22 protein-coding genes are annotated in these 24,526 nt (G+C 55.4%); 8 read left to right on the forward strand and 14 right to left on the reverse strand.

Features of this window, described 5'->3' with window-relative positions:
• Nucleotides 1-4: 4 nt before the first annotated feature.
• On the reverse strand, nucleotides 5-1,519 hold the full coding sequence (glpK, locus tag B3F49_RS06455; protein ID WP_293891602.1) for a glycerol kinase GlpK: 1,515 nt from the start codon (nucleotides 1,517-1,519) through the stop codon (nucleotides 5-7).
• A 120-nt stretch (nucleotides 1,520-1,639) separates the two neighbouring features.
• Between glpK and B3F49_RS06460 the strand changes: the two genes are divergently transcribed.
• From B3F49_RS06460 to B3F49_RS06470, 3 genes are read left to right on the forward strand one after another with little or no spacing between them, the layout of a single operon-like run.
• Nucleotides 1,640-1,984 (forward strand): DRTGG domain-containing protein, encoded by a 345-nt coding sequence (locus B3F49_RS06460; RefSeq protein ID WP_293891600.1) that lies wholly within the window; start codon nucleotides 1,640-1,642, stop codon nucleotides 1,982-1,984.
• 1 nt (nucleotide 1,985) lies between these two features.
• Complete coding sequence (locus B3F49_RS06465) at nucleotides 1,986-2,408, forward strand: ATP-binding protein (RefSeq protein ID WP_293909868.1); 423 nt, start codon at nucleotides 1,986-1,988, stop codon at nucleotides 2,406-2,408.
• Complete coding sequence (locus B3F49_RS06470; RefSeq protein WP_293909870.1) at nucleotides 2,405-3,742, forward strand: [Fe-Fe] hydrogenase large subunit C-terminal domain-containing protein; 1,338 nt, start codon at nucleotides 2,405-2,407, stop codon at nucleotides 3,740-3,742. Before B3F49_RS06465 ends, B3F49_RS06470 begins: the two co-directional genes overlap by 4 nt.
• Here B3F49_RS06470 and B3F49_RS06475 read toward each other — a convergent pair.
• Nucleotides 3,705-6,656 carry an insulinase family protein gene (locus B3F49_RS06475; RefSeq protein WP_293909872.1) on the reverse strand — a complete coding sequence of 984 codons (2,952 nt, stop codon included), beginning with the start codon at nucleotides 6,654-6,656 and terminating at the stop codon, nucleotides 3,705-3,707. The two genes, B3F49_RS06470 and B3F49_RS06475, sit on opposite strands and share 38 nt — an antisense overlap.
• Nucleotides 6,657-6,742: 86 nt before the next feature.
• On the opposite strand from B3F49_RS06475, the gene nfo reads away from it, so the two are divergent.
• Nucleotides 6,743-7,585, forward strand: a complete 843-nt coding sequence (gene nfo / locus B3F49_RS06480; RefSeq protein WP_293909874.1) for a deoxyribonuclease IV — start codon at nucleotides 6,743-6,745, stop codon at nucleotides 7,583-7,585.
• Nucleotides 7,585-8,304: a glycerophosphodiester phosphodiesterase gene (locus B3F49_RS06485; protein ID WP_293909876.1), complete on the forward strand. Its 720-nt coding sequence runs from the start codon at nucleotides 7,585-7,587 to the stop codon at nucleotides 8,302-8,304. The genes nfo and B3F49_RS06485 overlap by 1 nt, the downstream gene beginning before the upstream one ends.
• Here the strand turns inward: B3F49_RS06485 and B3F49_RS06490 are convergent.
• The 5 genes from B3F49_RS06490 to B3F49_RS06510 form a co-directional block, all read right to left on the reverse strand.
• On the reverse strand, nucleotides 8,294-9,700 hold the full coding sequence (locus B3F49_RS06490; RefSeq protein ID WP_293909878.1) for a hypothetical protein: 1,407 nt from the start codon (nucleotides 9,698-9,700) through the stop codon (nucleotides 8,294-8,296). The genes B3F49_RS06485 and B3F49_RS06490 overlap by 11 nt on opposite strands.
• Entirely contained in the window at nucleotides 9,697-10,656 is a 960-nt protein-coding gene (locus B3F49_RS06495; RefSeq protein WP_293909880.1) for a hypothetical protein, read from the reverse strand. The genes B3F49_RS06490 and B3F49_RS06495 overlap by 4 nt, the downstream gene beginning before the upstream one ends.
• Complete coding sequence (gene pepT, locus B3F49_RS06500; protein WP_293909882.1) at nucleotides 10,653-11,897, reverse strand: peptidase T; 1,245 nt, start codon at nucleotides 11,895-11,897, stop codon at nucleotides 10,653-10,655. The genes B3F49_RS06495 and pepT overlap by 4 nt, the downstream gene beginning before the upstream one ends.
• 86 nt (nucleotides 11,898-11,983) lie before the next feature.
• On the reverse strand, nucleotides 11,984-12,823 hold the full coding sequence (locus B3F49_RS06505) for a hypothetical protein (protein ID WP_293891575.1): 840 nt from the start codon (nucleotides 12,821-12,823) through the stop codon (nucleotides 11,984-11,986).
• Between the two features lie 33 nt (nucleotides 12,824-12,856).
• Nucleotides 12,857-13,405 (reverse strand): hypothetical protein, encoded by a 549-nt coding sequence (locus B3F49_RS06510; RefSeq protein ID WP_293891572.1) that lies wholly within the window; start codon nucleotides 13,403-13,405, stop codon nucleotides 12,857-12,859.
• Nucleotides 13,406-13,602: 197 nt separating this feature from the next.
• Here B3F49_RS06510 and B3F49_RS06515 point away from each other — a divergent pair, with 197 nt between their 5' ends.
• Nucleotides 13,603-14,682: a hypothetical protein gene (locus B3F49_RS06515; protein WP_293909884.1), complete on the forward strand. Its 1,080-nt coding sequence runs from the start codon at nucleotides 13,603-13,605 to the stop codon at nucleotides 14,680-14,682.
• On the opposite strand, the gene B3F49_RS06520 is transcribed toward B3F49_RS06515, so the two are convergent.
• Entirely contained in the window at nucleotides 14,679-15,167 is a 489-nt protein-coding gene (locus B3F49_RS06520; protein WP_293891566.1) for a hypothetical protein, read from the reverse strand. The genes B3F49_RS06515 and B3F49_RS06520 overlap by 4 nt on opposite strands.
• Before the next feature lie 84 nt (nucleotides 15,168-15,251).
• Here B3F49_RS06520 and B3F49_RS06525 point away from each other — a divergent pair, with 84 nt between their 5' ends.
• On the forward strand, nucleotides 15,252-17,288 hold the full coding sequence (locus tag B3F49_RS06525; RefSeq protein ID WP_293909886.1) for a hypothetical protein: 2,037 nt from the start codon (nucleotides 15,252-15,254) through the stop codon (nucleotides 17,286-17,288).
• 342 nt (nucleotides 17,289-17,630) lie between these two features.
• Here B3F49_RS06525 and B3F49_RS06530 read toward each other — a convergent pair whose 3' ends face one another.
• The 5 genes from B3F49_RS06530 to B3F49_RS06550 are packed head-to-tail and all read right to left on the reverse strand — an operon-like array spanning nucleotide 17,631 to nucleotide 22,703.
• A complete protein-coding gene (locus tag B3F49_RS06530) occupies nucleotides 17,631-19,379 on the reverse strand; it encodes an NADH-dependent [FeFe] hydrogenase, group A6 (RefSeq protein WP_293909888.1) in 1,749 nt (582 codons plus the stop codon).
• 21 nt (nucleotides 19,380-19,400) lie between these two features.
• The gene (locus B3F49_RS06535) at nucleotides 19,401-21,188 is read right to left on the reverse strand and encodes an NADH-quinone oxidoreductase subunit NuoF (RefSeq protein ID WP_293909890.1); all 1,788 of its coding nucleotides are present in this window, start codon (nucleotides 21,186-21,188) and stop codon (nucleotides 19,401-19,403) included.
• Nucleotides 21,188-21,592: a (2Fe-2S) ferredoxin domain-containing protein gene (locus tag B3F49_RS06540; protein ID WP_293891554.1), complete on the reverse strand. Its 405-nt coding sequence runs from the start codon at nucleotides 21,590-21,592 to the stop codon at nucleotides 21,188-21,190. The genes B3F49_RS06535 and B3F49_RS06540 overlap by 1 nt, the downstream gene beginning before the upstream one ends.
• Before the next feature lie 2 nt (nucleotides 21,593-21,594).
• On the reverse strand, nucleotides 21,595-22,209 hold the full coding sequence (locus tag B3F49_RS06545; protein WP_293909892.1) for an ATP-binding protein: 615 nt from the start codon (nucleotides 22,207-22,209) through the stop codon (nucleotides 21,595-21,597).
• Between the two features lie 20 nt (nucleotides 22,210-22,229).
• Nucleotides 22,230-22,703, reverse strand: coding sequence for a complex I 24 kDa subunit family protein (locus B3F49_RS06550; protein ID WP_293909893.1), 474 nt, complete (start codon nucleotides 22,701-22,703; stop codon nucleotides 22,230-22,232).
• Between the two features lie 178 nt (nucleotides 22,704-22,881).
• On the opposite strand from B3F49_RS06550, the gene B3F49_RS06555 reads away from it, so the two are divergent.
• Nucleotides 22,882-23,517 carry a redox-sensing transcriptional repressor Rex gene (locus B3F49_RS06555; RefSeq protein WP_293891546.1) on the forward strand — a complete coding sequence of 212 codons (636 nt, stop codon included), beginning with the start codon at nucleotides 22,882-22,884 and terminating at the stop codon, nucleotides 23,515-23,517.
• On the opposite strand, the gene B3F49_RS06560 is transcribed toward B3F49_RS06555, so the two are convergent.
• A partial coding sequence (locus tag B3F49_RS06560; protein ID WP_293909895.1) for an endonuclease/exonuclease/phosphatase family protein occupies nucleotides 23,518-24,526 on the reverse strand: 1,009 nt, incomplete at its 5' end.

Genomic DNA, 24,526 nt, shown 5'->3' on the forward strand with positions numbered 1-24,526 from the left:
ACTCCTACTGTTCATCCTCTTGGGTACCCACCCAATCCAGGGTGCGGTTCACTGCTTTTTTCCAGAACCGAATTTTCTCACATCGCACCTCATCGCTCATCTTGGGTTCCCAGCGTCGATCTTCCTTCCAATAGGAAGCCAGTTCGTCGAGATCCTTCCATACCCCCACCGACAGGCCGGCCGCATAGGCGGCGCCCAAAGCGGTGGTTTCCACAACCAACGGACGGATGACGGGGATGCCCAACAAGTCGGCTTGGAACTCCATGAGCGGTTTGCTGTTGGTAAGTCCTCCATCGACCTTCAATGTGGTCATCTCGATGCCGCTGTCCTTCTCCATTCCCTTGAAAATATCATGGGCTTGGAAGGCTGTTGCCTCAAGGATGGCCCTGGCGAGGTGGGCACGGGTGACATACCCGGTAAGGCCGGCGATGACCCCGCGGGCATCCGATCTCCAGTACGGGGCGAAAAGCCCGCTGAAAGCAGGAACAATGTACACTCCGCCGCAGTCTGGCACAGAGGAGGCCAGTTTGTCCAGTTCCTGTGGAGTCTCCACAATCTTGAGGTTATCGCGGGCCCACTGAACCAGAGAACCGGCTACCGCAATGGAGCCCTCCAAGGCGTACATGGGAGGCTCGTTTCCCAGCTGGTAGGCAACGGTGGTCAAGAGTCCCTGTGCACTGGTGACCAACTTGCGCCCGGTGTTCACCAAAAGGAAACAGCCGGTGCCATACGTACTTTTTCCTAGTCCTTCGGTGAAGCATGCCTGACCGAACAAGGCGGCTTGTTGATCGCCGAGAATGCCGCAGACAGGCACTTCACTGCGCAAGGGCCCGCTGGGGGTCGTCATGGCGTACACCATACCCGAGGATGGCACGATGGTCGGGAGTGCTTTCTTGGGGATGTTGAAAAGCTCGAGCAGATCATCATCCCACCGGCAGCTTTCAATGTTCATCAAAAGATAGCGTGAGGCGTTGGAGACATCGGTGACCAGAGCCTTCCCTCCGGTCAGATTCCACGTAAGCCAGGTGTCGATGGTACCAAAGACCACATTCCCCTTCTCAGCCTCATCTCGAAGGCCCTCAACATGGTCCAAAAGCCAGGCGATCTTGGACGCGGCAAAATACGGGCTGAAAAGCAATCCGCTTTTTTTCTGGAGGAAGGAGGCATCGACCTGCCCTTTCAGCCGTTCAATGAGATCGGCTCCCCGCAAATCCTGCCAGACGATTGCATTGTGCCATACTTTTCCGGTTTTCGGATTCCATGCAAGAATCGTCTCCCTCTGGTTGGTGATGCCGATGCCGGCGATGTCACTACCTTTGAGGTTGGCAGCCTTCAGAGCCTTGCTGATGCACTCCGAGCTGTTGTCCCAGATTTCCCAAGGGTCGTGTTCAACCCAACCGGGCTGGGGGTAAATCTGCTGGTGTTCCAGCTGATGAGATGAAACGAGACTTCCTTCCTGATCAAACACAATAAAGCGGGTACTGGTCGTTCCCTGGTCCAAAGCTCCAACGTATTTCACGCAAATCCTCCTCTTTAGGCCAGTATAGCTTCTCACCTTTCTTTTTGAAAGGCAAAAAGAGCAAAAGGAGCCGGAGTTTTACCTACCGTTGAGGCCTCCGTCCATGGTATACTCTCACCTATGAAACTCAAAGATATTTTAGCATGTGTGGATGGGAAACTCGTCTGCGGAGAGTCCCATCTGGAAGATGAAGTGACGAGAGGCTTCGCCAGCGACCTCATGAGCGATGTCCTGACCATTTTGGAGGATGACATCATCCTCATCACCGGCTTGTCCAACAACCAAGCCATCAGAACTGCGGAGATGAGCGACATCAGCAACATCCTCCTGGTCCGCAACAAGAAACCGAGCCAGAGCATGATCGATATGGCAAATGAGCTGAACATCTCCCTCTCCTACACTGCCTATTCCCTCTTCAAGGCCAGCGCACTGCTCTATCAACAAGGGTTGAAGCCGGTATATTAGGATGCATCAAGAGTACCTCGTACCAGCTCAGGACTTCTCGGTGGCAGGGGTTGCCGCAAGCAATCTCAAACGGCTGCTCAAGCAGCTGAACATCCCCCCCCTGACGATCAAGCGCATCATAGTCGCGGTCTTCGAGGCTGAAGTCAACGTCATTGCACACTCCTACGGAGGCAGGATTCTCTGCGACTTCGAGGAAGATACAATCCAAGTCCAGGTCATCGATACAGGCCCCGGCATCCCTGACCTGGACCTGGCAATGACCGAGGGGTGGTCCACTGCAACCGATGAAGTACGCGAACTGGGATACGGGGCTGGCATGGGACTGCCGAACATCCAAAAAAGCTGTGACAAGCTCTCCATCTATACGAAAGCCGGCGACCATACCCATCTGACCATGCTCTTCAATCTCAAGGAGGATGTATGAGCACCCAGCTTTTCCATCACGCCCTCTACATCGTCGAACATGCCTGCAAGGGGTGCACCCATTGCATGAAGCGCTGCCCGACCCAGGCCATCCGCATCGCCAAGGGGAAAGCCCGGATCGACAATGGCTTGTGCATTGAATGCGGCCAGTGCATGGCTGTCTGTCCGAACAACGCCATCGCCATCGAGCAGGACAGTCTTTCCCAGCTTGAAAGCTACACCACCCGCGTCGCCATTGTACCGGCTGTTTTTTTTGCACAGTTCGACGATTCGGTGACTCTTGGTCAGATCATCACAACTCTATATGCGCTGGGTTTCACCCATCTCTACCTTGCCGAAACCGGTGTGGATATTCTTACTGTTCTTGAAGCAAAGGACCAGAGTTCCTCTCTTCCCCTGATCAGCAATTTCTGTCCATCGGTCCAGCGCCTGATTCAAGTCAGGTTCCCCCTCTTGGTGGGCAATCTGAGCACCCTTCGCTCCCCTGCACAGGTGACGGCCATGTTCGCCCGCAGTGAACTGAAGACACTTGCCGATGGCCTGGGCGTCTTCTACTTCAGTCCCTGCGCTGCAAAAATCGCCCAGTTCAAGACCGAGGGATCGGAGGAACATCGTCTCTTCGACGGAATCATCAACTTCGATACCGCATACAACCTTGTTTGCTCATACCTTGCAAAGCACAAGGAAGCAGTACAGGAAGAAACCCGTGCTTTCAGCTTCCCAGTCTGCACCCGCAAAGCCTTACGGTGGAGCTTGGTCAAGGGACAGAGCTCGAATCACAGCGGACGCTGCCTGGCCGTCGACGAGATGCACAATGTCATTGAATTCTTGGAAATCCTGGAAGACGAGCAGGAGACGAACCTGCAATTTCTGGAGCTTGACGCCTGTGCAGAGGGATGCGTCGGTGGAATCCTGACGGTCCGCAACCGATTTCTGGCCACCGAACGGCTCAGGCACTGGTCCAGCACCGTCCCCAAGCAGTTGGACCAAAATTTGTGTGAACGCATCCTGATGCATAAGAGTGCGTTCTACAAGAATCTCAATCTGGAACCGGCCGCCCCCCTTGAGGTACTCGGACTCGATACCGACCATGCAAAAGCATTGCAAAAACTCCGCAAGGCCGAGCGCATCCTCGCAGCCCTGCCCGGCATCGACTGCGGACTGTGCGGCAGCCCTTCCTGCAAAGCCTTGGCCGAGGATATTGCAAAAAGCCAGGCGAGCATCCGTCAATGCGTTGTGCTCAAACTCAAGTCGGCCAAGGACCTCAACAGCCTGGCCCGCATCTGGGGCGAACGATCTATAGCGGCAGACGGATTGAAGGACGATCAAGCATAGGATGCTTCATCTTCTCAGCTTCCAGCAACTGGGAACCAGCCAACACCACATAGGAATCCTCCATCTCGGCCGACTGCAGCAACGCCTGGGCTCCCCTGTTGAGCTTGTCGCTGTCCATGCCCAGCAACTGCTCCCTGCGCATGAGCCTGAATTCATCGCTGATCTTGTAGAGCAGCCGCCGGAATGAAAGGATGGAGTCCTGGCCGGGTGAGAGCGGTTTGAGCTCGGAACCGACGGTGGAAATCAAGGCATTCTCAATGTGCTTGGCATCGACGGCTTCGGTTGCATATGTGGCGAGCACCCGCTTGAAGTCACTGAGCGAGCCGATGATCCGAGGATCGCGATAGGTGGAGAACACGAACACCTGCTCCATCACATCGGCAGTGGCCGACACCCCGTAGGCTCCTCCCTGACCTCGGATTACCTCCCACAGGTCGTTTCCGCTGAGAATCTGGCCGAGCAAGACTTGGGCCGCCTGTTCGATGCTGCCCCGTGCACTGGTTCTCAGGGCATAGGCTGCATAGCTGACAGTGGAGGGAAGCCGATAGAGCTGCACCTCGTGCACTTCACCCTTGCTGACTGCATCGTAGCTGCGTTTTTTGGCGATAACGGGGCCCTTGTCCTCGAACCCCAGAACAAAGCGATCAACGACCGGAATCAGGGACGAGACAGTCTGTTCATCACAGCTGAGGTGGGTGATCAGGCGATTGCGATTGTTCAGCTTCTGCTGCAGTGCGAGCATCTGTTCAGCCAATTGAGGCAGGTCGTCGTCGGTCAGGGCATCGAGGAAGAACCACTGGTGCAGACCGGAAAGCTGCTCGCCTTCGTACTGGACCGGGCTGAAGACGCTGGCCGCACACAGGGAGGCAAAACTGTGGGCGCTGTAGGTTATGCTGTCTGCAAAATCGGTTTTATAGTTGTTCAGCACCTGCTTGATCTGCTTCAGGTCATCGACCTTGGCTTCAAACAGCAACCGCTGGATGAAATGCATCGCCTCTTCAAAATCCTCAACCAGCATTTTGGCCCGGCAGAGCAGCACCAGAACATCCTCATCATTGCACGACGAGCCCATCTCGACAAAGAGGTTGAAATCGCCGGTCAGGTGCTTGAGCTTGGTGGCTACCTGTACATAGGAGAGCTCGCCCATACCGGTCATCTGCACCAGCCTTGTATAGAATGGAAGCAACAGCAACTCACGCTCAGAGAAGTCGGCAATATCCAAGCTGATATCGGCATAGACGATCTGGTTGCAGAATTGCGGCCTGATGAAGAGGTCCCGCCCGCCTGCAAGCACATGATCATGGGTATTCGGCTTGATCGTGCCGGGCAGGTCGCTCAAACGCAGGTACGGTACAGTCACCAACGCCTGGGGTGTATCACCCTCATTCTCAAATGCGGCAAACCGCTCATTCTGCAAGGCGATCTGCTTCATCCCCTTCTTTCCCAGCTCTTCCTTGACTTGCTGGGCGTATCGCGCGATTGAATCACTTTGGCGTTTTTGGTGCTCGGCATCCCCTTTTACCGTCACCAGGCACCGGTGGGGGTTGTCGATGAGATTGACCTGCATCCAATCCTCGAAATATCGGGGATTTTCCTGCAGCTTCCGCTCGAGCTCTTCAAGCAAGGGCGCCGACTGGATGGTGGCGCTGGGGCCGAGGTCGAAGATCCAACCACGAAGACTCCGGTTCAACGCCCTCAGCCCATTGGGCATGCCCCCGGGAATCTCCAGCTGCTTGAAGCGCGCACGCTTCAGGCTGGAGGCGACCAATTCGCTGTCCAAGCCTTGCTCGATGATGTCCGCCAGTGAGTTGAGGATGCAAGCTCTTGCCTGCTCCGCCTTCTGTGCATCGATTCCTTTGAAACCGACCAAAAACGGCATCTGCCTGAAGTCGGCGCTCATCCCGCTTTCTGGAGAGATATCCAACCCAAGCCCGCTGTCAAGCAGCGCCTTGTACAGCGGTGCAGCCGGATTTCCCAGAAGAATGTCCACCAGGGTTGAAAGGGTGATCAAAGCCAAGGAATCAGTCACCTCGCCGGTGGCCCAGCAGAGGACAACCGAGGAACTCTCCTTGGTCTGCCCCTCTTCCATCGGACTGGTGAAGGTGACACTGCGCTCCTGCTTCCAGCCTTTGGCCAGCTTGCAGGTGCTGTTCACCCGAAGCGAACCGCGGGTCTTCAAATACTCCTGATCGAGGTAGGCCAGCTTCTCTCCCACCGGCAGGTCTCCAAATAGAAACAGCTTGCAGTTGGAGGGATGGTAGAATTGGCTGTAGAAAGAGAGAAACTGTTGATAATCGAGGCGGACAATCTGTTCGGGATTCCCCCCCGATTCAAAGGCGTAGGGAGTATCGGGAAACAGGGAACGAACACTGCTCTTGCCGACAATCGAGTCATGGTCGGAGCTGTCTCCGAGCATTTCGTTGTAGACAACCCCTTCAAAGTGAAGGTTCTCACCGTCGGTGACCAGGCGCACCCCTTCCTGCCAGAAAGTCTCCTCTCTCAGAAGCGGGGCGAATACTGCATCGGTGTACACACTGAAGAGGTTGTCAAAGTCCTTCTTCAGCGGGCTGGCCGCTGGATACAGGGTCTTGTCCGGGTAGGTCATGGCATTCATGAAGGTGTTGGTGCTGCCCTTGAGCAACGTCATGAACGGATCGCGCACCGGGTAACGCGCCGAGCCGGCAAGCACGCAGTGCTCCAGAATGTGGGCGATCCCGCAGTCGTTGCCGGGCAGCGTCTTGAACACGTAGCTGAAAAAGAGCTCGCTATCCTCATTGACCACCTGGAACACTTCCATACCGGTTTCAATATGTCGAAACAAGTACCCTATGCCCTTGTACTCAGGCAGGGTGGAAATCTCTACCAACTGAAACCCGGATACCTCATCGCCAAGGGCCCATTGCCGTTCGCTCATCCTGTATCGCTCCTCTCTCTGTAAGGAGGACACTACCATGAGTTCAGATGATTGACAACCCTGCCCTAAAGCTCTAGGTTTCCTCTATGCATACGATTGGACCTCATACCAGCATCGCTGGAGGACTTCAGAACGCCCTCATCTCGGCCCACGAGCTCGGTGCCAATGCACTGGGCATGTTCACCAAGAATCAGAGGCAGTGGAAGGCCAAGCCGCTGGACCCTGAGGAAATTGCGCTCTTTGTCAAAACATGCGAGTCCTTGGATTTCAGCTCCAGCCAGATCCTGGTGCACGACAGCTATCTGATCAACCTCGCAAATCCTGATTCAGTGAAACGGCAACAGAGTCTGGATGCCTTCATCGATGAACTGAAGCGTGTGGAGCAGCTGGGACTGAAGCTCCTCAACTTTCACCCGGGCTCACACCTCAACCAGGTGGATGCCCGAGAGGGGTTGCGCCTGGTTGCCGAGAGTCTGGACATCGCACTTTCCGAGACCGGCAATGCCATTGCAGTCATAGAGAATACTGCAGGCCAAGGATCCAATCTGGGCTCCAATTTCGAAGAGCTTGCCTACCTGTATGAGCAGTGCAGGACACAAGAGCGGGTGGGGTTCTGCATCGACACCTGCCATGCACATGCTGCAGGGTACAATCTCGGCAGCATCGAGGAATTTGAGAAGGCCATTGCACGGTTTGACACCCTCATCGGGCTGGACAAACTCAGGGGCATGCATCTCAACGATGCAAAAGAGCCGGCGGCAAGCAGGCTCGACCGTCATGAGAGCCTTGGGAAGGGGACCATCGGCTGGCCGACTTTCGAACATATCGCCTCCGATCGGCGATTCGAACATATCCCCTTGGTTCTTGAGACCATCGACACGGAACTCTGGAAGGCTGAGGTCTCCCGCCTCCGCTGGGGGACACCATAATGCAGCAAGTCTTTGACAAACCGGTCCTCTTCGGCCATCGCGGTTCCTCGTTCGATCATCCGGAGAACACCCTTGCGAGCTTCAAAGCCTGCCTGGATATGCACATCGACGGGATTGAGCTCGATGTGCAGAGGTGCAAAAGCGGTGAGCTGGTGGTTTTCCACGATTACGACCTGAAGCGCATAGCCGGCATTGACAAGCGCATCGACGAACTGGACCATCAAGAGCTGAAGCAGATCGACGTCGGCGACGGTCAGCATATACCGCTTCTGGAAGAGGTGCTCGACCTCTGTCGGGACAAGGTGTTGTATGACATCGAGTTGAAAGCCGAGGGAACAGCAAACCTCGGCCTGGAAGCTGCCGTGCTTGCCCTGCTTGAAATGAAAAGCCTCAAGAGCCGGGCCTTGCTAAGCTCCTTCAACCCCGTCAGCCTGCTGCGATTCAAGCGCATCAGCAAAAACAGCATCCCCACAGCCATCATCTACAGCGACTCGTCCTCCGTACCGAAAATCCTTCGGCACGGCCAAGGCAGGCATTTGGTGCGGCCGGCCTATCTCAAACCGCCGAAGGAGCAGTTCGATCAGGCAAGAGAGTGGAACTATCAGCTCTGTACCTGGACAGTCGATGATCCCGACGAAGCGGCATCCTTGCTTGAACGGGGTGCCATGGGAATCATCAGCAACAATCCGAAGGCCCTGCTTGCGCTATTCAACGCTTGAACAGGAAGTCCCTCACCAGGTAGCTTGCCATGGAGCCGAAACGCCTGAAGGCCTCTTCGCGTGCTTCAAGCAAGGTGGCTCCCGAAGCCACGGCTTCCACTTCAGCGGTGTCATACAGCACGCTTTGGTTTTCCAGGTCGTGGATCCGTACCCGTCCTGAGACCACCACCACCTGCTTTTCCTGTATCTGCTGGGTGGAGAGCACTCCCACCGTCCCCAACAAAGCCAATGCACCTTGAGGATACATCGTTTGCAGTTGGGCAAGTTGTTCTTCCAATTCCACAGAACCCAGGGAGACCTGCTGGACAGCGATGCCGTCAAGGGCCAGTTCTTCGCTGAAGGATTGCAGGGCACTGCCCTGGGGGAGAAGGGCCCCTTGCTGGTTGAAGGCCTGTATCTGTGCTGCCACCATCCGGCCGGCCACCGGTGAAGCTATCGAATAGGGGAATTCGATGCGGCACTCATCCATGGCAGCGAGGATGGGTGCGATGGCCTGAGCATCCAATGCAGATGAAATCCGATTGCGCAAATCGGTGAAATCGAGGGAGAAAATCACTTCACCACTCTTGTGCAATCCTTGGTTGTAGGGAACAAAGGAGAAAAACCCATCACCGGCGGTGTTGAACTGCAAGAAATCGGTATACGACCTTCCCAGGCTGTTTCGAGCCTGGAACGTCGCTGTGACCGATGCCTTGAGGACCTTCGGGGAGAGCAGCCGGCTCTTGCGGCGGACATACACACTCACGGTTGCCTTGGATGGGTCGGCATCACGCAGGGACAGTTGCAGCGATGAGATAAAGGTTTGGGCCTTCTCCAAAAGGTATGGCAACTCGTGTTTCTTGACATTGACCGGTCCTTGGGCGGCAAGAATCGCCGCCTCCAGATAGAGACGGATGGTTGTTGTGTCATCATTGGCACGATAGGAGCGGTCGGCCTGTTTCAGCAGTTCTTCAATATCAGCATCGCGTTTCAAGATTTCGTTGTAGACGCTTGTCCGCTTGCCGGCAAGCAGCCCGGCATCCAAGCGGGCCAAAAGATACACATGGTTCTGCAAGCGGCCTTCGGTCCGTTCATGTTCGCTGGAAATGGTGAGCTTGAGGTCCGCGATGGCGTTGGTGGTGGTCAGCTCGCGATAGTAGGCACTGCGCACATCCTCACCGACATACTCCGATATCTGCTTCAGGATGTCCTCGTACGCAAGCAGCCTTGCATTGTATGCCACCGCTGCACTCCCCTGTCCGACAAATGCCACCTGGTCGCTTCGTGTCTGGGGGCTGTACACCCAGGAGGGAAGACCTTCCACCTGGGAACGCACCAAGTCGGACAGCGACGAGCAGGATGAGAGCATCAGGCTGAAGAGAAGGCCGATCAAGAGGGTGCGCAATGCGTGTTTCATGGTGTATAAGTGTACGATGTTCCGAGACTGAGGAAAAGCCCTTGACGCACCAACGATTGACTGGAGGCCGCAAGGTGGTTCCCCGCTCCCAGCCTGAAAGCCCAGGCTCCCTGGTGATACACCACAGAAAGGCTTCCCTCGCCCATATAGGAGAGTCCGCCTGATGCAAAAAAGGTGCCTATACCGACGAGAGCCTTTGCCTCAAGGCTGAGGGAACGAACCAAATGGCTCTTGGAAGAGAAAAGATGGGAGAGCGGGAGTGCAGAGCCCAGCCCGACAACCAGATACCCCTGCTCAAAATCGGGGGTGCTGAAACCCAAGTGCAACCACAGCGGATAGGAAGGCAGGGGATAGGAAGTACCAACGCCCACTCCTATCGAGCCATCAACATGGATGCTGGATTCGACACTGAGGGGAAACAACCCCATGGGGGCAAGGGCCATGCCGGCAAGGAGCTCTCCCCCTGCCGTCTGCTGGAGGAAGGCCAACTTGGGCTCGCTGGTTCGCACATGAGAAGCGACCACCACTCCGCGTTTTCGGCCTTGGCCGTCCAATACCCAGTAGGGCCGACCTTCACCGATGAGCGTCTTTGAGCTGTTTTCGACGGCAAAGCCCCGATCAAGGACAAACTCCAAGCCGAAGGGAGGAAGCTCCCCAACCAGGACAAGCCCGTCATAGGCGAGGTTGGAGACCAGAAACGTTTCCAGGTCCTGTTCATGACCGGGCATATCAAGTGCGAGGTGCCGCTCTCCGACGGAAAGATTGAGGACCGCTGTATCGATATGGGCGACAAGCGTCTCATCTTCCTTGAGCAGCGGCAGCACCGCACGCTCCAAGGCCCGCCTGACAGACAGGCGGACCTGCTCGGAAACGGTGCTTGCACTGTCAATCTCAAGGGATGCGGCCGGAAGCGAAAAGAGAAGCAGGCATAGAAGGAGAGAGGAGAGCCGCTTCATTTCAAAGCACCCACCTCGACAATCTTGATGATCAGGCGGCAGGCATCCACCATGGCAGGAAGAGCCGCCCACTCAAAGCGTGAATGCAGGTTGTGACCGCCGGTGAAAATGTTCGGACAAGGTATGTCGCGTTCATTGGCCATGCGCGCTCCATCCGTGCCGCCGCGAATCAAGCTGCTTTGCAGTTCCATGCCGAGCTGCCGGCCTGCCTCATAGAGATTCTCCATGGCAAAGGGTTTCTTTGCTGCAACCAGGGCCATGTTGTAGTAGATGTGTTTTGCATCGACGCTGACCTTTCCGTTCGGATAGAGAGCCTCGGTGGCGGCAGCAAGACTCTTGATCGCATCGATTCTGCGATTCAGGATGTCCAGGTCGAAATCCCTGAGGTAGAGGGTGAGGTCAACCTCGGTGCTGGTTCCGCTTATGTTTTGGGCGCAGTAGTAACCGTAACGGCCATCGGTTGCTTCCGGGCTTTCCGCTTGGGGAAGGGCATTGATGAAGAACGAGGCCATCGTCAGAGCGTTGACAAGCCTGCCGCGGGCCATGCCCAAGTGATAGCTGACCCCGCTGAAATGGACCTTCACCGTTGCTGCATTGAAGCACTCGCTCTCAATCTCAAAGCGTTTTCCCCCATCGATGGTATAGCAGTAGTCGCAGCTGATCTTGTCGTAGGGAAAGGTATTCATCCCAGCCCCGGTCTCCTCGTCGCTGGTGAAGATGAACTCCACCACCCCGTGCTTGACCTCTGGATGGGCTTTCAGATAGGCGGCGGCACTCATGATCTCAGCCACGCCGGCTTTATCGTCGCTGCCCAGCAGGGTATTGCCGTCGGTGACGATGATCGTCTCCCCCACATACTTGGCCAGCTCGGGATTTTCTTCGGCCACAAGGGTGTACTGTTCGTTCAGCACGATATCCTTGCCGTCGTAGGAGTCAATAACTCTTGGCTTTACGTTGTTTCCCATGACATCATCTGCGGTATCGACATGGGCCATGAAGGCAACGGTGGGCACCGGGTGATCGATGTTGGAAGCAAGTCTTGCGATGACCACCCCGTTGGGATCGACTTGGATGTCGCTGATGCCCATCGCCTTCAATTCATCGACGAGCAGGTTCAACAGATCCCACTGACCGTCGGTGGAGGGGTGCTTGACGGCCACAGCCTGGTCGTCGCTCATGGTATCGATGACTGCATAACGGAGGAACCGTGACAGGATTTCGTTTTTCAGGGAAGTAGACATGGTGAGGAGCTCCTTGCTGATGTTCGTGATGCACATAGTATTTCACAAAGCACTGGCTGGAGCAACCTCAGAAACACAGGGCTTGCTCAAACACCGAAATTGTATTTGGCAAGCATCGGTTTGACCATGTCCACCACGTTGTACAGGGCAAACACGCAGATGATGATTCCTGTCACCACCGCACCCCGCTTGAGGGTGTTGCCCACTGCAATCACACTTGCCGCCAGGGCATACGACAGCTCAGGCTCGGTCGTGACGCTGGTCAGCCAGTCACCGAACGACTCGTCGATGCTGCCGCCGAACTGATAGTACCGCCAGATGGACATGACGGTGCTGGCAACCACTCCTGTTGCTACTGCGATGGCGGTTGCTGCAGAGACTTTTCCCCAGAACACCACCGTAGGGATGCACGCATAGACGACTCCTGCGGTAAAGAGCACCAGCGTCCTGGTGACCAGTTTCTGCATATCCTTCCAGAATGCCGCACGCTGGCTGGGCGCCAGGCCCCTGCTGAGCACCTCAGCCTTGTCCAGCATGAGCGTTCGTGCAGCCTCAAGCTTCTCATCCAATTCCTGCTGCTCCTGTTCATTCAACAGCCCATGGGCGAACGCAACGACCTCCTCAATATCCGCATCCATGCCTACCGTGTAGCAGAACTCCAGATATTGGCGGCCTTGTTCCTCCTCCAAGGTATTGGTCACGATCTCGCCGGCATTGACCTGCCTCGAGGCAAGCCCCCGCTGCAGGTCCTCCTCCAGATACGGCCATACCACATCCTTCTGCTGCTCGATCATCTCCGATACAGCAGGAAACAGTTGGTCATCGCTGATTTTTGCCTTGCTCTGCATTTCCCAGCCCATCGAACATCCGCTGAGAGGCAGGACAAGCAGGATAACCACCACCCAATTGCCTAATGTGCGTATCATAGAATCTTCCTCCTTCCTGTTCATGCAAAATATTCACCGCCCTGCACTCTTGGATGAGGGAACAGGAAACGTCCATCCGACAAGCAGAGCGAAGCGAACCATGGGAAACCGTGTAAACAGAGATTGCAATGTTCCATACTCCTCGGTGAGGATGTGATTGGGATCCTTGATGATCACACTCGGTATGACGACAATGGACGGGGGGAAGGAGCATTGCCACCCTACAGCCATTTCGTTCAGGAACAACAGCTGCATCCCATCCTCATAGGGATGGTTGGCAAGGAAGGAGACCTGCATCAGGGAAAGCGAGAGGAACAGGTCCCAACCAAGCGGGTGGTACTGGAGAAATACGCCTGTCTCCCACAGTTGCACTCCTCCCAAGTACCGCTCTGCCGTCAAGGTCAGGGGCATGCTCAGGCTGAACTCCGGTGTAACATCCAAGGCTGCTTCCATGCGGACGATTGCAGTATCATAGGCAAGGCTGTCCAGCGAGCAGAGGTCGAGGGAGACCGCCAATCCTGCATGCCGTGCAGAAAGGCTGAAAGGAAGCAGCAAAACCAGGGCGACAAGATGGATCCGCATACGATACCCTCCGTTTGCAGACCTTATCACGCATCCCCAGGTGCTGAAATTCTCCAAAAAGGGTACCCCCGGGAGGGAACAAATGCACAAATCTTCACCAAAAAAGAAGGAAATGATGATACTGAGGGCATCAACCCGTGTTAGACTTGTACAAGAAAGCGCTCTTGTGGTGTTATAGTTACTGTAAGGAGTATGTTGTGAATAAGACTTTGTCGGTAGTGTTGATAGTCGTAGCCTGCCTCGTGGTACTGAGCGGTACGTACTGGTACTTTGCGATGAGGCCTCAGACTCGTGCCCCTGAGCAAGGTGAACAGCTGCAGGCTCAGCCGTCGCAGCCGGCAGAAGCCCTGTTGCAGCCTCCTATCCAACCCATCCCTGAAGAAGAACCCAAACCCGCGGTCATTGAGGAACCTGTGCAACTAGAGGTGCAAGCCAAAGAGGCCATGGTACCAGAAGAGCCCATTGCAGAAGTGCCCATCGAGCAGCCGGTCCTGACAAATACGGATCCACTCCCCCCTCCCATCGACCCGCTGCTGAAGTCAGGATTGCTCAAGCTTCCCGTTTCCAGCGCCCCCAAAGTACCGATTCCGTTCGCCCCTGAACCGCCTTTGGTGAAGGCATCCGCCGAGGCGGAGACAGCACCGGAGGAGCCTGTTGCCGACGATCGGGAGCTGCCGGTTGAAGAGACGACCATCGGTGAAGCGCCACTTGTACCGGCTGCAATGCAAGACGGGCAGGAGAGCCCTCCAGAGGCTGCAAGTGAGAGCGGGAAAGTAGTGCTCACACCCATAGCGCCCCAGACCCCGCAAATCCCCACCTCCCGTGTAGAGATCGATCCAGAGCCGTTGAGCTGGACAATCGGGACGGCAGTATCGTTTGCAAATTTCGACCTTCCCGCTTTGGGCAATAGTGGATTTTCGGTACAGCTGGATATTCTGAAGCACACCGATACACTCTTTAGTTTCGGAGGTGCCTTGGAGTATGAGAGAGACGGCGGCGAGAACCAACTCAGCGTGCTGGCGAAAGGGCAATGGACGTTCAGGAAGGATGAGGCCTTCAATATTCCGCTCTCCATCTCCCTCGGCCCGACCTTCTTCTTCGGGACAAGCCCCGAGTTTGGATTGACGGCGAAAGTGCTGGGCGGCTTCTCCTATGAAATCGTGGAGAACCTGCGTTTCTTCTACCAGGCGGGAATCCAGGCTCAGTGGGTGATCACAAGCCCTGATTTCAATTTCTCCCTTGAGCCGATGCGTGTAGGGTTCAGTTACAGTTTCTAGGCTTGTTTCCAGCCGAGGGCGATGGTGATCGCCTCTTTGTCCTTTGCAATCCGATGGCCTACGAACCGAGCCTCCCGCTCTTCGGCAAGGAAGGTGACGCCTTTTCGCACCGAAAGCACCTGTCCGACGGTGAAGTGTTTGACCTCGGCAATATCCATGCTCCAGACTTCCTTGACGGCTTTCTGCTTTGCATCCTTCTGAAACAGGGCGAGCCGCTTGTCGGTAATGATCAGCCTTCCGCGGATGAGGTCCCCGTCATCCACGGGAGGGACAAGGGCGCAAAAACAGGAGTAGGAAAAAGGCTCTGTGGTTGCTTTGCGCACTGCTCTCTCGCTGACGACGTAGGAGGTGCGGTAGAACAGCCACACCAGGACAAACAGCAGGGGAAAGAGTGAATAGTAGACCACCCGTCCGATGTAGAGGGGGTTGATGAATACCAGAACCAGGGTCAAGGCCAATAGGGCGATCTTGATCAATGCTTGCATGCACTGAATGTACCCGTTGAAGAGAAAAAAGAAAAGATGTGAAGCGATTTCCCACCCTTCCTTCCTTTGTGGTCGGAGGAAAGAATGAATAGAACATCAATCACTTCTCATTGGTTTCTCATCCCCCTCATAGGCCTTTTGTGCCTGATGCTCGGAGGATGCAAGGAGGAGAGCGCGGCTCGGTCCACCTTGCAATTGAGAATGGTGAGCAAGGAAGCGGCTGAACGCTCCCTGGTTCCCCAAGACACTCCCCTGGAAGTGTCGCGTTATGTGGTGGAAGGCGAAGGCCCCCAGGGAACCACCTTCAGTGTCATGAGCACCACGCAAAATCTGGAAGTGGAAGGGCTCTTGATCGGCAATTGGACCATCACTGCTGTAGGCCAGAACAGCAACGGCGTCGACCTGGTGACAGGTCAGGCGACAGTCAATCTGACACCGGAGCCGTCACCGGTCACCATCGAACTGGACAGTCTGGCAGGCAAAGGGCTGCTGAGCATCCAGCTTGCATGGAACGCCCTGAATGTCAGCGACCCTTCGCTGCAGGTGAACCTCACCGATGAACAGGGCAACACCCAGGTTCTCAGCCCTACCACCAACAACATGGCCGAAGGCTCGGTGACCTATTCAGGACACTATTCGGCAGGCTCCTACCTTTTGAACGCCCAGCTCTTCAGCGGCGGCACCGCCGTAGCAGGGTGTGCGGAGGTGGTGAGAATCGTGGGCAACAGGACCACCGAGGGAGTAATCACGCTGCAGTTGGACAAGTATGCCAACATCCCTTCCGGCTTGACCCTGGTCAACCAGCTCGGGGTTCCGGTGGAGTGCACGATTCTGGGAATCAGTGATACGGTCAACGCCCTGCAGCCGGTCACCGTCAGCCTGAGTGCCGCCGATACATCGAATCTGGCGGTCGATTGGTACCTCGACGGGGTCCTGATAGGCACCGGCTTGGACTGCTCTTTCACTCCGGCCAGCGGCACCCATCGTTTGGACGTCATTGCAAAGGGGGCCCTGAAGGCTAGTTCCGGGTCGGCCAGCATCTCTTTCACCGCCACTGTAAACGGGGAGACCGGAGTCCCGATCCTCGTCAGCACGGTACAGGACAATACCGGCGGCATGCATATCGGAATCGATGCCCATGCGGCATTCCTTCCCGATGGAAAGATTTTGCTGGCCAGTAATCAAGCGCAGACCATCCAAGTCTGCAGGATTGTCCGTGATTCGTTGGAAGTCGTGCACACCTACACCGCAGCCGATGGGTTCTGCACCAGCGGCATCACCGAACTATTGGTCGACCACGCTTCAAACAGGGTGGTCATTGCCGACTCGGTTACACCGGCTTTGACCATCTATGAGTACGACATCGCCACCTCGTCGCTTACCAAGCGTCTTAGCCGCAACAACAGATACGGATACATCGTACCGGGAGACCTCACGTTCCCCTATCTCACCGACCTTACCCTCGTTCGCAGTTCTGGAATTCTTTACGGCCTGCATCCTCTCAAGGACCATGTTGTTGAGACGAATTTCTATGTAAATGCAGAAAAAGACCTGTATTCGGATTACTACTACACGCGATATCCACAGTACAACATTCCGTATGCAGGTATGGCCATCAGCGCTACAGGAAAATCCTCGGCGCTCACCCTGAAAGAAAATTCCATGCTGAAAATTTTTCGCCAGGGCACCATCGTCGTCCCATTCACCAATCCGGTTGAATTCAACTCAGGCAACACCCCGTATCTGAACAATGTAGCCGAGGTGAAGTTTTTGAACGATGACAACCTGATGTATGCAACGGACAACGATGTGGGAAGATTCACCTATGCGAATGGAACCTGGGAACAGATGGAGGTATACTCTTCGGGAGAAAACGGGATAGGAAACATGGACGGCATCGTGCAGCTGTTGCCCAACCCGTCGGGAACCAAGCTGTATGTCCTCACTCCTACCACCTTGCTGACCTTCCAGTGCCCGTCTCCAAGCTTTGCAGCAACCCATCTGGATACCAAGGGCTTGGAGTCCTACCAAGCATCGAGAATGGATATGTCCTTGAAGCAGGATATGCTGGTCATCACATCCAAGAGTTCTTCTTCACTGCTTCTGTTCAGAATCCCCTGATCAATTGTGCAGGCGGGAGCTGTAAAGCTCCCGCCTCCCCATTTTCAATCAATGTGCACCGTCCCCGTCCATACTCCTGCAATGATCAGCACATCGATTGCGACGAGCTCAAATGAAAGAAACTTCGCTCGTTTGGTGGTGGCGCCTTGTGATGGACCTCCTCCCGATACCAAGCCCTTGGCGCCGGTACGCAACACCTTGTTGCATCCGCATCACCCCTGTCAAATGTCATCTCATGCTGGTTTTTTCCTTGCGGGTAGATGAGCTGTCCTCATCATCGCTCAGATGAGAGAGAAAGGCCCGGCCTGTCGGGGGCCGGGCACATTGGATACTGGCCAACCATCAGGCCTTGTAAACAGGAAGATCCTGATAGGTGGTATGCAAGAGGTGATGGGCCTTGTGGCTCATCGGCTTTTCGAGGAAAGTCTCGTAAAGCTTCTGGATCGACTCGTTCTGGTGCGAGCATCTCACTGCACTGTTCTTGTCGTCGGCATAAAGGCCTGCCGAGCGTTCATTGCGCAGACTATCGGTTGCACCATAGGGCTGTCCGCCACCGGCGATACAACCGCCGCGACAGGCCATAACCTCGATGAACTCATAGGGAGCCTGCTTGCCCTCTGCCTTGGCAGCACGGATTTCATCCATCACTTCCTTGACATGGGACAGGCCATGCACAACAGCAACTCGAACCGGTGTTCCATCAAAGTCAACGGTTCCCTTCTTGATCTCGGCAAGACCGCGGACCACATCGACTTCAACGTTCTGCAGTTCCTTGCCGGTCACAACATGGTAGGCGGTGCGGACCGCAGCTTCCATGACGCCGCCGGTGGCACCGAAAATAGTGCCGGCACCGCTGTACTCGCCGATCGGACTATCGGCTTCTTCCTCTGCAAGCGAGAGGAAATCGATTCCCTGGCTCTTGATCAGGCGGGCGAACTCCCGGGTGGTCAACACCAGGTCCACATCCTTGTGGCCGCTGGCATACATATGCTCGTCGCGTTCGGACTCATACTTCTTGGCGGTACAAGGCATGATGGCAACGGTGTACATCTTCGCCGGGTCGATACCCATCTTCTCGGCGTAGAACGTCTTCTCCATGGCTCCCACCATCTGCATCGGGCTCTTGGCACTCGATACATGGTCGAGCAGGTCGGGATAGTACTTCTGTACGTAGTCGACCCAAGCCGGACAGCAGCTGGTCAGCTGGGGAAGGGCGCCGCCCTTGGTCAGCCTCGTGACCAGCTCGGTCCCCTCTTCCATGATGGTGAGGTCGGCACCGAAGTTGGTGTCATGCACGGTCTTTGCACCAAGCCTGCGGATTGCAGCATAAATTTTCTTGGTGGTCACAGTTCCTGCAGGAAGGCCGAAGGATTCGGACAAGCCTACACGAATCGAAGGAGCGATCTGGACGACGACCTGCTTCTCAGGGTCGGCAACAGCTGCAAGGAAGGTTGCATTCTCATCCTTCTCATAGATGGCACCGACGGGGCAGTGTGCAGCACACTGGCCGCAACGCACGCAGGGGCTGTCGTCAAGCTTGAGCATGGCGGCGGGAGCCATGCAGGTCTCATCACCGCGTCCGATGAACTCAAGGGCGAAGACACCCTGCAGGTCCTGGCAGACCTGTACACAGCGTCCGCACTTGATGCACTTCTCAGGGTCCAACACGATCGATGCCGACGAGGTGTCTTTCTCCCGATCGCTGAGGCGGACTTCGAAGGGCTGTTCGCGGATGCCGAACTCTGCAGCAATGTTCTGCAACTCACATTCACCATTGCGGATGCAGGAGAGACAGCTGGAGGGGTGCGTGGACAGAATCAGTTCCAGAATGGTCTTGCGGGCTTCAAACAACTCGCGGTCGTGGGTGATGACACTCAGACCTTCATTGACCGGTGCTGCACAAGCACGAATGATCTTTGCGCTGCCTTCCTGCTTCACGATGCACAGACCGCAGGAGCCGAAGGGCTTGAGGTCCTCATGGTAGCAGAGGGTCGGGATCTTGACCCCGGCCTGCTTGGCCGCATTCAATACGCTGGTCCCCTCTTCAACTTCAACGGGGATGCCATTTATCTTCACATGTACGATACTCAATTGTTTCCTCCTCTCCTGATCCTAGTGGATTTCGACGGCGTCGAACTTACAGGTCTCCATACAGACACCGCACTTGATGCAGAGGGCCTGATTGATGACATGAACCTGTTTTCGTTCGCCAGAGATTGCAGCGACGGGGCACTTGCGTGTGCAGGCCGTACAACCGATACACTTCTCGGCATTGATCGTGTAGGAAATGAGTTTCTTACAGGTGCCGCTGGGACAAGTCTTGTCCACGATGTGGGCGAGATACTCTTCCTTGAAGTGCTTCATCGTAGAGAGGACCGGGTTGGGAGTGGTCTGTCCCAGAGCACACAGACTGCCCTTCTTCATGGCTTCACCGATGGTAGCGAGTGTGTCCAAATCCTTGAGTGTGCCATTGCCTGAAGTAATCTTCTCCAGGATGTTGCACAAGGACTTTCCACCGATTCTGCATGGTGCACATTTGCCGCAGGATTCATCGACCGAGAAGTTCAGGTAGAACTTCGCAACGTCGACGATGCAGTCGTCTTCATCCATGACGATCATACCACCGCTTCCCATCATCGAGCCGATTCGAATCAGCGAGCCGAAATCGATCGGGGTATCGAGGTTCTCTTCGGTGATGACGCCGCCGGACGGACCGCCGGTCTGCACAGCCTTGAACTTCTTATCATGGGCGATGCCGCCGCCGATGTCGTAGATGATCTCACGCAGGGTGGTTCCCATCGGGACTTCCACCAATCCGGAGTTGCGGATTTTACCGGTGAGGGCGAAAACCTTGGTTCCCTTGCTGTCGGCAGTACCGATCTTGTTGAACCAGTTGCCGCCCTTGGTGAGAATCACCGGGACGTTCGCCCAGGTCTCAACGTTGTTGATGACCGTCGGCTTGCCCCACAAGCCCTTGACAGCGGGGAATGGGGGACGAGGCTGGGGCATGCCGCGCTTGCCTTCGATGGACTGCAGCAGAGCGGTTTCCTCACCGCAGACGAACGCACCCGCTCCCAGACGGATCTCAATGTCGAAATCAAAACCGCTTCCCAGGATGTTCTGGCCCAAGAGGCCGTATTCACGGGCCTGCTTCATGGCAATCTCGAGACGGTGGATGGCCAAGGGATACTCGGCGCGGATATAGATGAATCCCTGGTGGGCTCCAATGGTCTTGCCGCAGATGGTCATGGCTTCGAGAACCGAATGCGGGTCGCCCTCACAGGTGGAGCGGTCCATATAGGCACCCGGGTCGCCTTCGTCAGCGTTGCAAACGACATATTTGATGTCATTTTGCACCTGGCGGGAGAAATTCCATTTCATCCAGGTCGGGAAGCCTGCACCGCCGCGACCGCGCAAGCCTGCAGTCTTCAGCTCCTCGATGATCTCATCACCGGTCATCTCAAAGAGAGCCCTTTCCAGACCCTGATACCCTTCACGGGCGATATATTCGTCGATGTTTTCGGGATCGATGAAACCGCAGTTGCGCAGTACGATGCGGAACTGCTTCTGGTAGAACTGGATGTCCTCAACCTTGGCATGCTTGCGGCTCGACTCCTTGTCATAGAGCAGGCGGGTGACTTCACGGCCCTTGATGACATGCTCGCTGATCAGCTCCTTGGCATCCTCTGGAGTGACTTTCACATAGAAAGAGTCCTCGGGAAGGATCTTGACGATCGGGCCTTGCTCGCAGAAACCAAAACAGCCGGTCTTGACGACCTGTACTTCGTCAGCGACTCCCTGTGCCTTGCACTCCTCTATCAGGTTCTGGTAAATCTGGTCCGAGCGGCTTGACTCACAAGCGGTACCTCCGCAGACCAAGATGTAGTTTCTGAACGCCATTATTTACCCCCGTTCTTCTTGATGATGTCAGCTGCCGGCCGATCGAACATATGGTCGGTCACCAATTGCTTGCCGATGATGTGCTGCTCAACAATCTTGCGGGCGGTTGCAGCATCCACTTTCCCATAAATCACGTCGGGCATGCCGGGAACTATGACCTCGATGGTCGGCTCTACATAGCACAGGCCCATGCATCCGGTCTGGGTGACCGAGACGTTCTCAATCTTCTTTTCTTCCAGGACCTGCAGGAAGGTATCGAGTGCAGTCTTTGCACCGGCGGCGATACCGCAAGTACCCATTCCCACCACAATGCGGGAATCCTTCCCTTCGATGTCGCGCTTCTGCAGCTCGCTCTGTTTCTGTTCCCTGAGCCTTCTCAGCTCCTCAAGTGTCATTTTAGCCATGTTCACATCTCCTGTTGTTTGGAAAGCGGCGCTTTGTTCTTGTGTGCATCCGGATTCACGTAATACTTTCGTACATCATCTTCCTGTGAAGCAACATACTCCTTCAGCAGGTTCAATGTTCCACTGGTGGTCAAGGGCCCGAGGACCTCCTCAAGCTCCTGCTTATCCAGCCGGTAGCCCGTCGAACCTTTTGCCGTGTGTATCGTCCGTTTGATGACAAAATCCTTAGCCAGCGGGTGTGCCAGCAAAATGACGAACGTTGCACACAGGTCCCCAAGTGGAGGAGCATCAAGGTGGGCCAGGTTGAAACTGAATTCAACGGTGGTACCGACCCCGACTTCGGAGTGGAGAGCAAAGGTTCCCTCGCAGGCTTCACAAGCCTGATTGAGAAACGGCAGCCCCAATCCTACCTTACGTTTTGCGTGCTTTTTCCCATCCGTGTAGAACGGGTCGAGCACCCTTTTCTGAACCTCTGCATCCATCCCCTTCCCGTTGTCCCGAACCGTACAGGTAAACCTGCTTTCGGTCTGGTCCACCGCCAGTTCAACGTATGAACTGTCTGCCTCGAAGGAGTTCTGAACGATATCAAGCAGATAGTCGTCGATGCAGATATGCATTGCGAAGAGCGCCTCTCTTCTTACCTGAACTTCGCGATGATTCCGGAAACCTGGTCTTTGGTGACCTTGCCGAAAACTTCTCCACCGACAGTCATCACGGGTGCAAGCCCGCAGCAACCAACACACCGCACGGCCTCGAGGGAGAAGTTTCCGTCTTCGGTAACTGCTCCGACAGGCAGGGTAAGCTGCTTGTCCAGCTCGTCGATGATAGCCTGGGCACCCTTCAGATAGCAGGCGGTTCCCAGACATACCTGGATGTTGTGCCTGCCCGGCTTGGTCAGCTTGAAGAAGTGGTAGAATGATACAACACCCCAGATGGTGGCCAACGGTACGTCAAGAAGGGCCGCCACCTGATCCGCCGCTTCGCGGGAGATGTAGCCTTGTTCCTGCTGTACCTTGTGGAGCACCATGATGAGATTACCCGGCTTGGTTTTCCATTCCTTGATGAAAGACACCAAAGCGGGTGAAAACGTGAATTCGTTATTGTCCGACATGTAACCTCCAGTACCCAAATAAACGTTGCGAGTATCCTAGCACTTTTTCAGCAAGCTTGTACATAACATTTTTGGTATAAAACGGGTTTTTATCTGCAACACTCGAATTTTCAGAACAATATATTGACGTAAATGGAGAGTTAATGTACACTTTTTCACATAAATAGGAGTAAGTGAGATGAACAACGACCAACTCATACGAATCACCCGATACTATCGCTCCCTTAATCGTCTGAAGACCATCGGACTTGAGAAAGTGTTTGCACATAACCTAGCCGATGCCGCCGGCGTTTCGGCTGCAATCGTACGGAAAGATTTCTCCCAATTGGGAATCCATGGGCAGAAGCGGGGCGGATATGAAATCCATGACCTGCTCGTCTCCTTGGGAGAAATCCTGGGCAAGGGAGACAGCCAGAACTGCATCATCATCGGCTGCGGAAGAATCGGGAAAGCCCTGATGCACTACAACGGCTTCGAGCCTGACGGCATCCGCATCGTCGCAGGCTTCGACAGCGACCCCCTGGTCTACAGCGACGCCTCCCACCCGGTTCCCATCTACCCCATCAGCAGGATTGATGAGGTGGTGGAGGCTCTGCAAGTGACAGCGGGCATCATCACCGTCCCCGAGCAGGCAGCCTCGGACAGCTACGAACGGCTGCTCAAGGCCGGTGTCATGGGCATTTTGAACTTCAGCCCCATCACGCTCAAGCCCCAGGCGACCGAAGACGGAAGGATGCCGGTCGTGCACAACATCAACATCGCCTTGGAACTGGAGCAGATTTTCTACGAGCTCAAGTTTCCCAAAGTGAAATGACTAACGCCGCTTGAGGGTCATCAGGACCGGAAAATGGTCGCTGACTCCCTGCAACGTTCGAATGTTCCACGCATAGGGCCTGCCGTCGCTGCTGCACAGTGACGGCAGGTTCTCTATGGAAAAGCTCTCATACTCCCACCCCATCCCGTCAAACAGCTTGCCATTTGCCAGAATCTGGTCGTAGCGGTGCCACAATCCATCCCAGCTGCAGGAACCAGGTGCACTACCCTTCCAGCTCTCATCCAGATACGGGCAGTAGTACAGGCCGGGAGCAAGGGCGGCATGGTCCCCCACCAATCCAAGGGCTCCTGCCGCTTGAAGCCTGGTTGCTTCAGGATGATTCATATCGACCAATGCCGGAGCAGAGGCTGCAGAGTCCCACACGCTGGAAGGATCTTCGTTGAAGTCGCCGCACAGCAATACGGCCGACCCGGCTCTCTCATACGATGCCCGCGATACAACCTTGGCAAGGGAGAGCCGAAGGTCGGCCCCATCCCCTATCTGGCTTTTCGCATGCAGGGCAAACAAGCTGATATCCCCGCCTTCCGTACAAATGGTCGCCTCCAACACAGGCCTGATCCCGGCAGAGGCATGCACGGTGCTGGAAGCAATCGGGTGGCGGCTGATGACGGCTACCGAGATGGCGGCATCGGTTCCTTTCGCCACTGCATACCAGCGGTATCCCTTCCGTCCCAGATGCAAACAGAGCAGGTCCTCCACAACGCGGGGACCTTCCACCTCCTGCAGGATGATGACATCGGGAGAAAGAAGCTTTTCACTCAGCAGCACCTTGGACAGGGTCTCCAGGCGCATGCGATAGGAACGGTCGTTCCAGACCTTCGGATCCTGATACTCAGGATACTCCCCCCCGTCCAAACGGGCATCGAAAAGATTTTGTACATTGTAGGAGAGCACCCTGAACGTCTTGGGGTCATGTTCGATATCACAAGAACAACTACAGAGCAGCGACAGGCAGAGAATTATAAGGATGAGCATGCAACCTAAGAAA

This window comes from Sphaerochaeta sp. UBA5836 (assembly GCF_002432845.1).
Classification (GTDB): Bacteria; Spirochaetota; Spirochaetia; order Sphaerochaetales; family Sphaerochaetaceae; genus Sphaerochaeta.

Excerpts from the sequence above, each read along its gene's own strand:
- B3F49_RS06460 (WP_293891600.1), top strand. The coding sequence starts at position 1,640 with ATGAAACTCAAAGATATTTTAGCATGTGTGGATGGGAAACTCGTCTGC.
- B3F49_RS06465 (WP_293909868.1), top strand. The coding sequence starts at position 1,986 with ATGCATCAAGAGTACCTCGTACCAGCTCAGGACTTCTCGGTGGCAGGG.
- B3F49_RS06470 (WP_293909870.1), top strand. The coding sequence starts at position 2,405 with ATGAGCACCCAGCTTTTCCATCACGCCCTCTACATCGTCGAACATGCC.
- B3F49_RS06475 (WP_293909872.1), bottom strand. The coding sequence starts at position 6,656 with ATGAGCGAACGGCAATGGGCCCTTGGCGATGAGGTATCCGGGTTTCAG.
- nfo (WP_293909874.1), top strand. The coding sequence starts at position 6,743 with ATGCATACGATTGGACCTCATACCAGCATCGCTGGAGGACTTCAGAAC.
- B3F49_RS06485 (WP_293909876.1), top strand. The coding sequence starts at position 7,585 with ATGCAGCAAGTCTTTGACAAACCGGTCCTCTTCGGCCATCGCGGTTCC.
- B3F49_RS06490 (WP_293909878.1), bottom strand. The coding sequence starts at position 9,700 with ATGAAACACGCATTGCGCACCCTCTTGATCGGCCTTCTCTTCAGCCTG.
- B3F49_RS06495 (WP_293909880.1), bottom strand. The coding sequence starts at position 10,656 with ATGAAGCGGCTCTCCTCTCTCCTTCTATGCCTGCTTCTCTTTTCGCTT.
- pepT (WP_293909882.1), bottom strand. The coding sequence starts at position 11,897 with ATGTCTACTTCCCTGAAAAACGAAATCCTGTCACGGTTCCTCCGTTAT.
- B3F49_RS06505 (WP_293891575.1), bottom strand. The coding sequence starts at position 12,823 with ATGATACGCACATTAGGCAATTGGGTGGTGGTTATCCTGCTTGTCCTG.
- B3F49_RS06510 (WP_293891572.1), bottom strand. The coding sequence starts at position 13,405 with ATGCGGATCCATCTTGTCGCCCTGGTTTTGCTGCTTCCTTTCAGCCTT.
- B3F49_RS06520 (WP_293891566.1), bottom strand. The coding sequence starts at position 15,167 with ATGCAAGCATTGATCAAGATCGCCCTATTGGCCTTGACCCTGGTTCTG.
- B3F49_RS06525 (WP_293909886.1), top strand. The coding sequence starts at position 15,252 with ATGAATAGAACATCAATCACTTCTCATTGGTTTCTCATCCCCCTCATA.
- B3F49_RS06535 (WP_293909890.1), bottom strand. The coding sequence starts at position 21,188 with ATGGCGTTCAGAAACTACATCTTGGTCTGCGGAGGTACCGCTTGTGAG.
- B3F49_RS06540 (WP_293891554.1), bottom strand. The coding sequence starts at position 21,592 with ATGGCTAAAATGACACTTGAGGAGCTGAGAAGGCTCAGGGAACAGAAA.
- B3F49_RS06545 (WP_293909892.1), bottom strand. The coding sequence starts at position 22,209 with ATGCATATCTGCATCGACGACTATCTGCTTGATATCGTTCAGAACTCC.
- B3F49_RS06550 (WP_293909893.1), bottom strand. The coding sequence starts at position 22,703 with ATGTCGGACAATAACGAATTCACGTTTTCACCCGCTTTGGTGTCTTTC.
- B3F49_RS06555 (WP_293891546.1), top strand. The coding sequence starts at position 22,882 with ATGAACAACGACCAACTCATACGAATCACCCGATACTATCGCTCCCTT.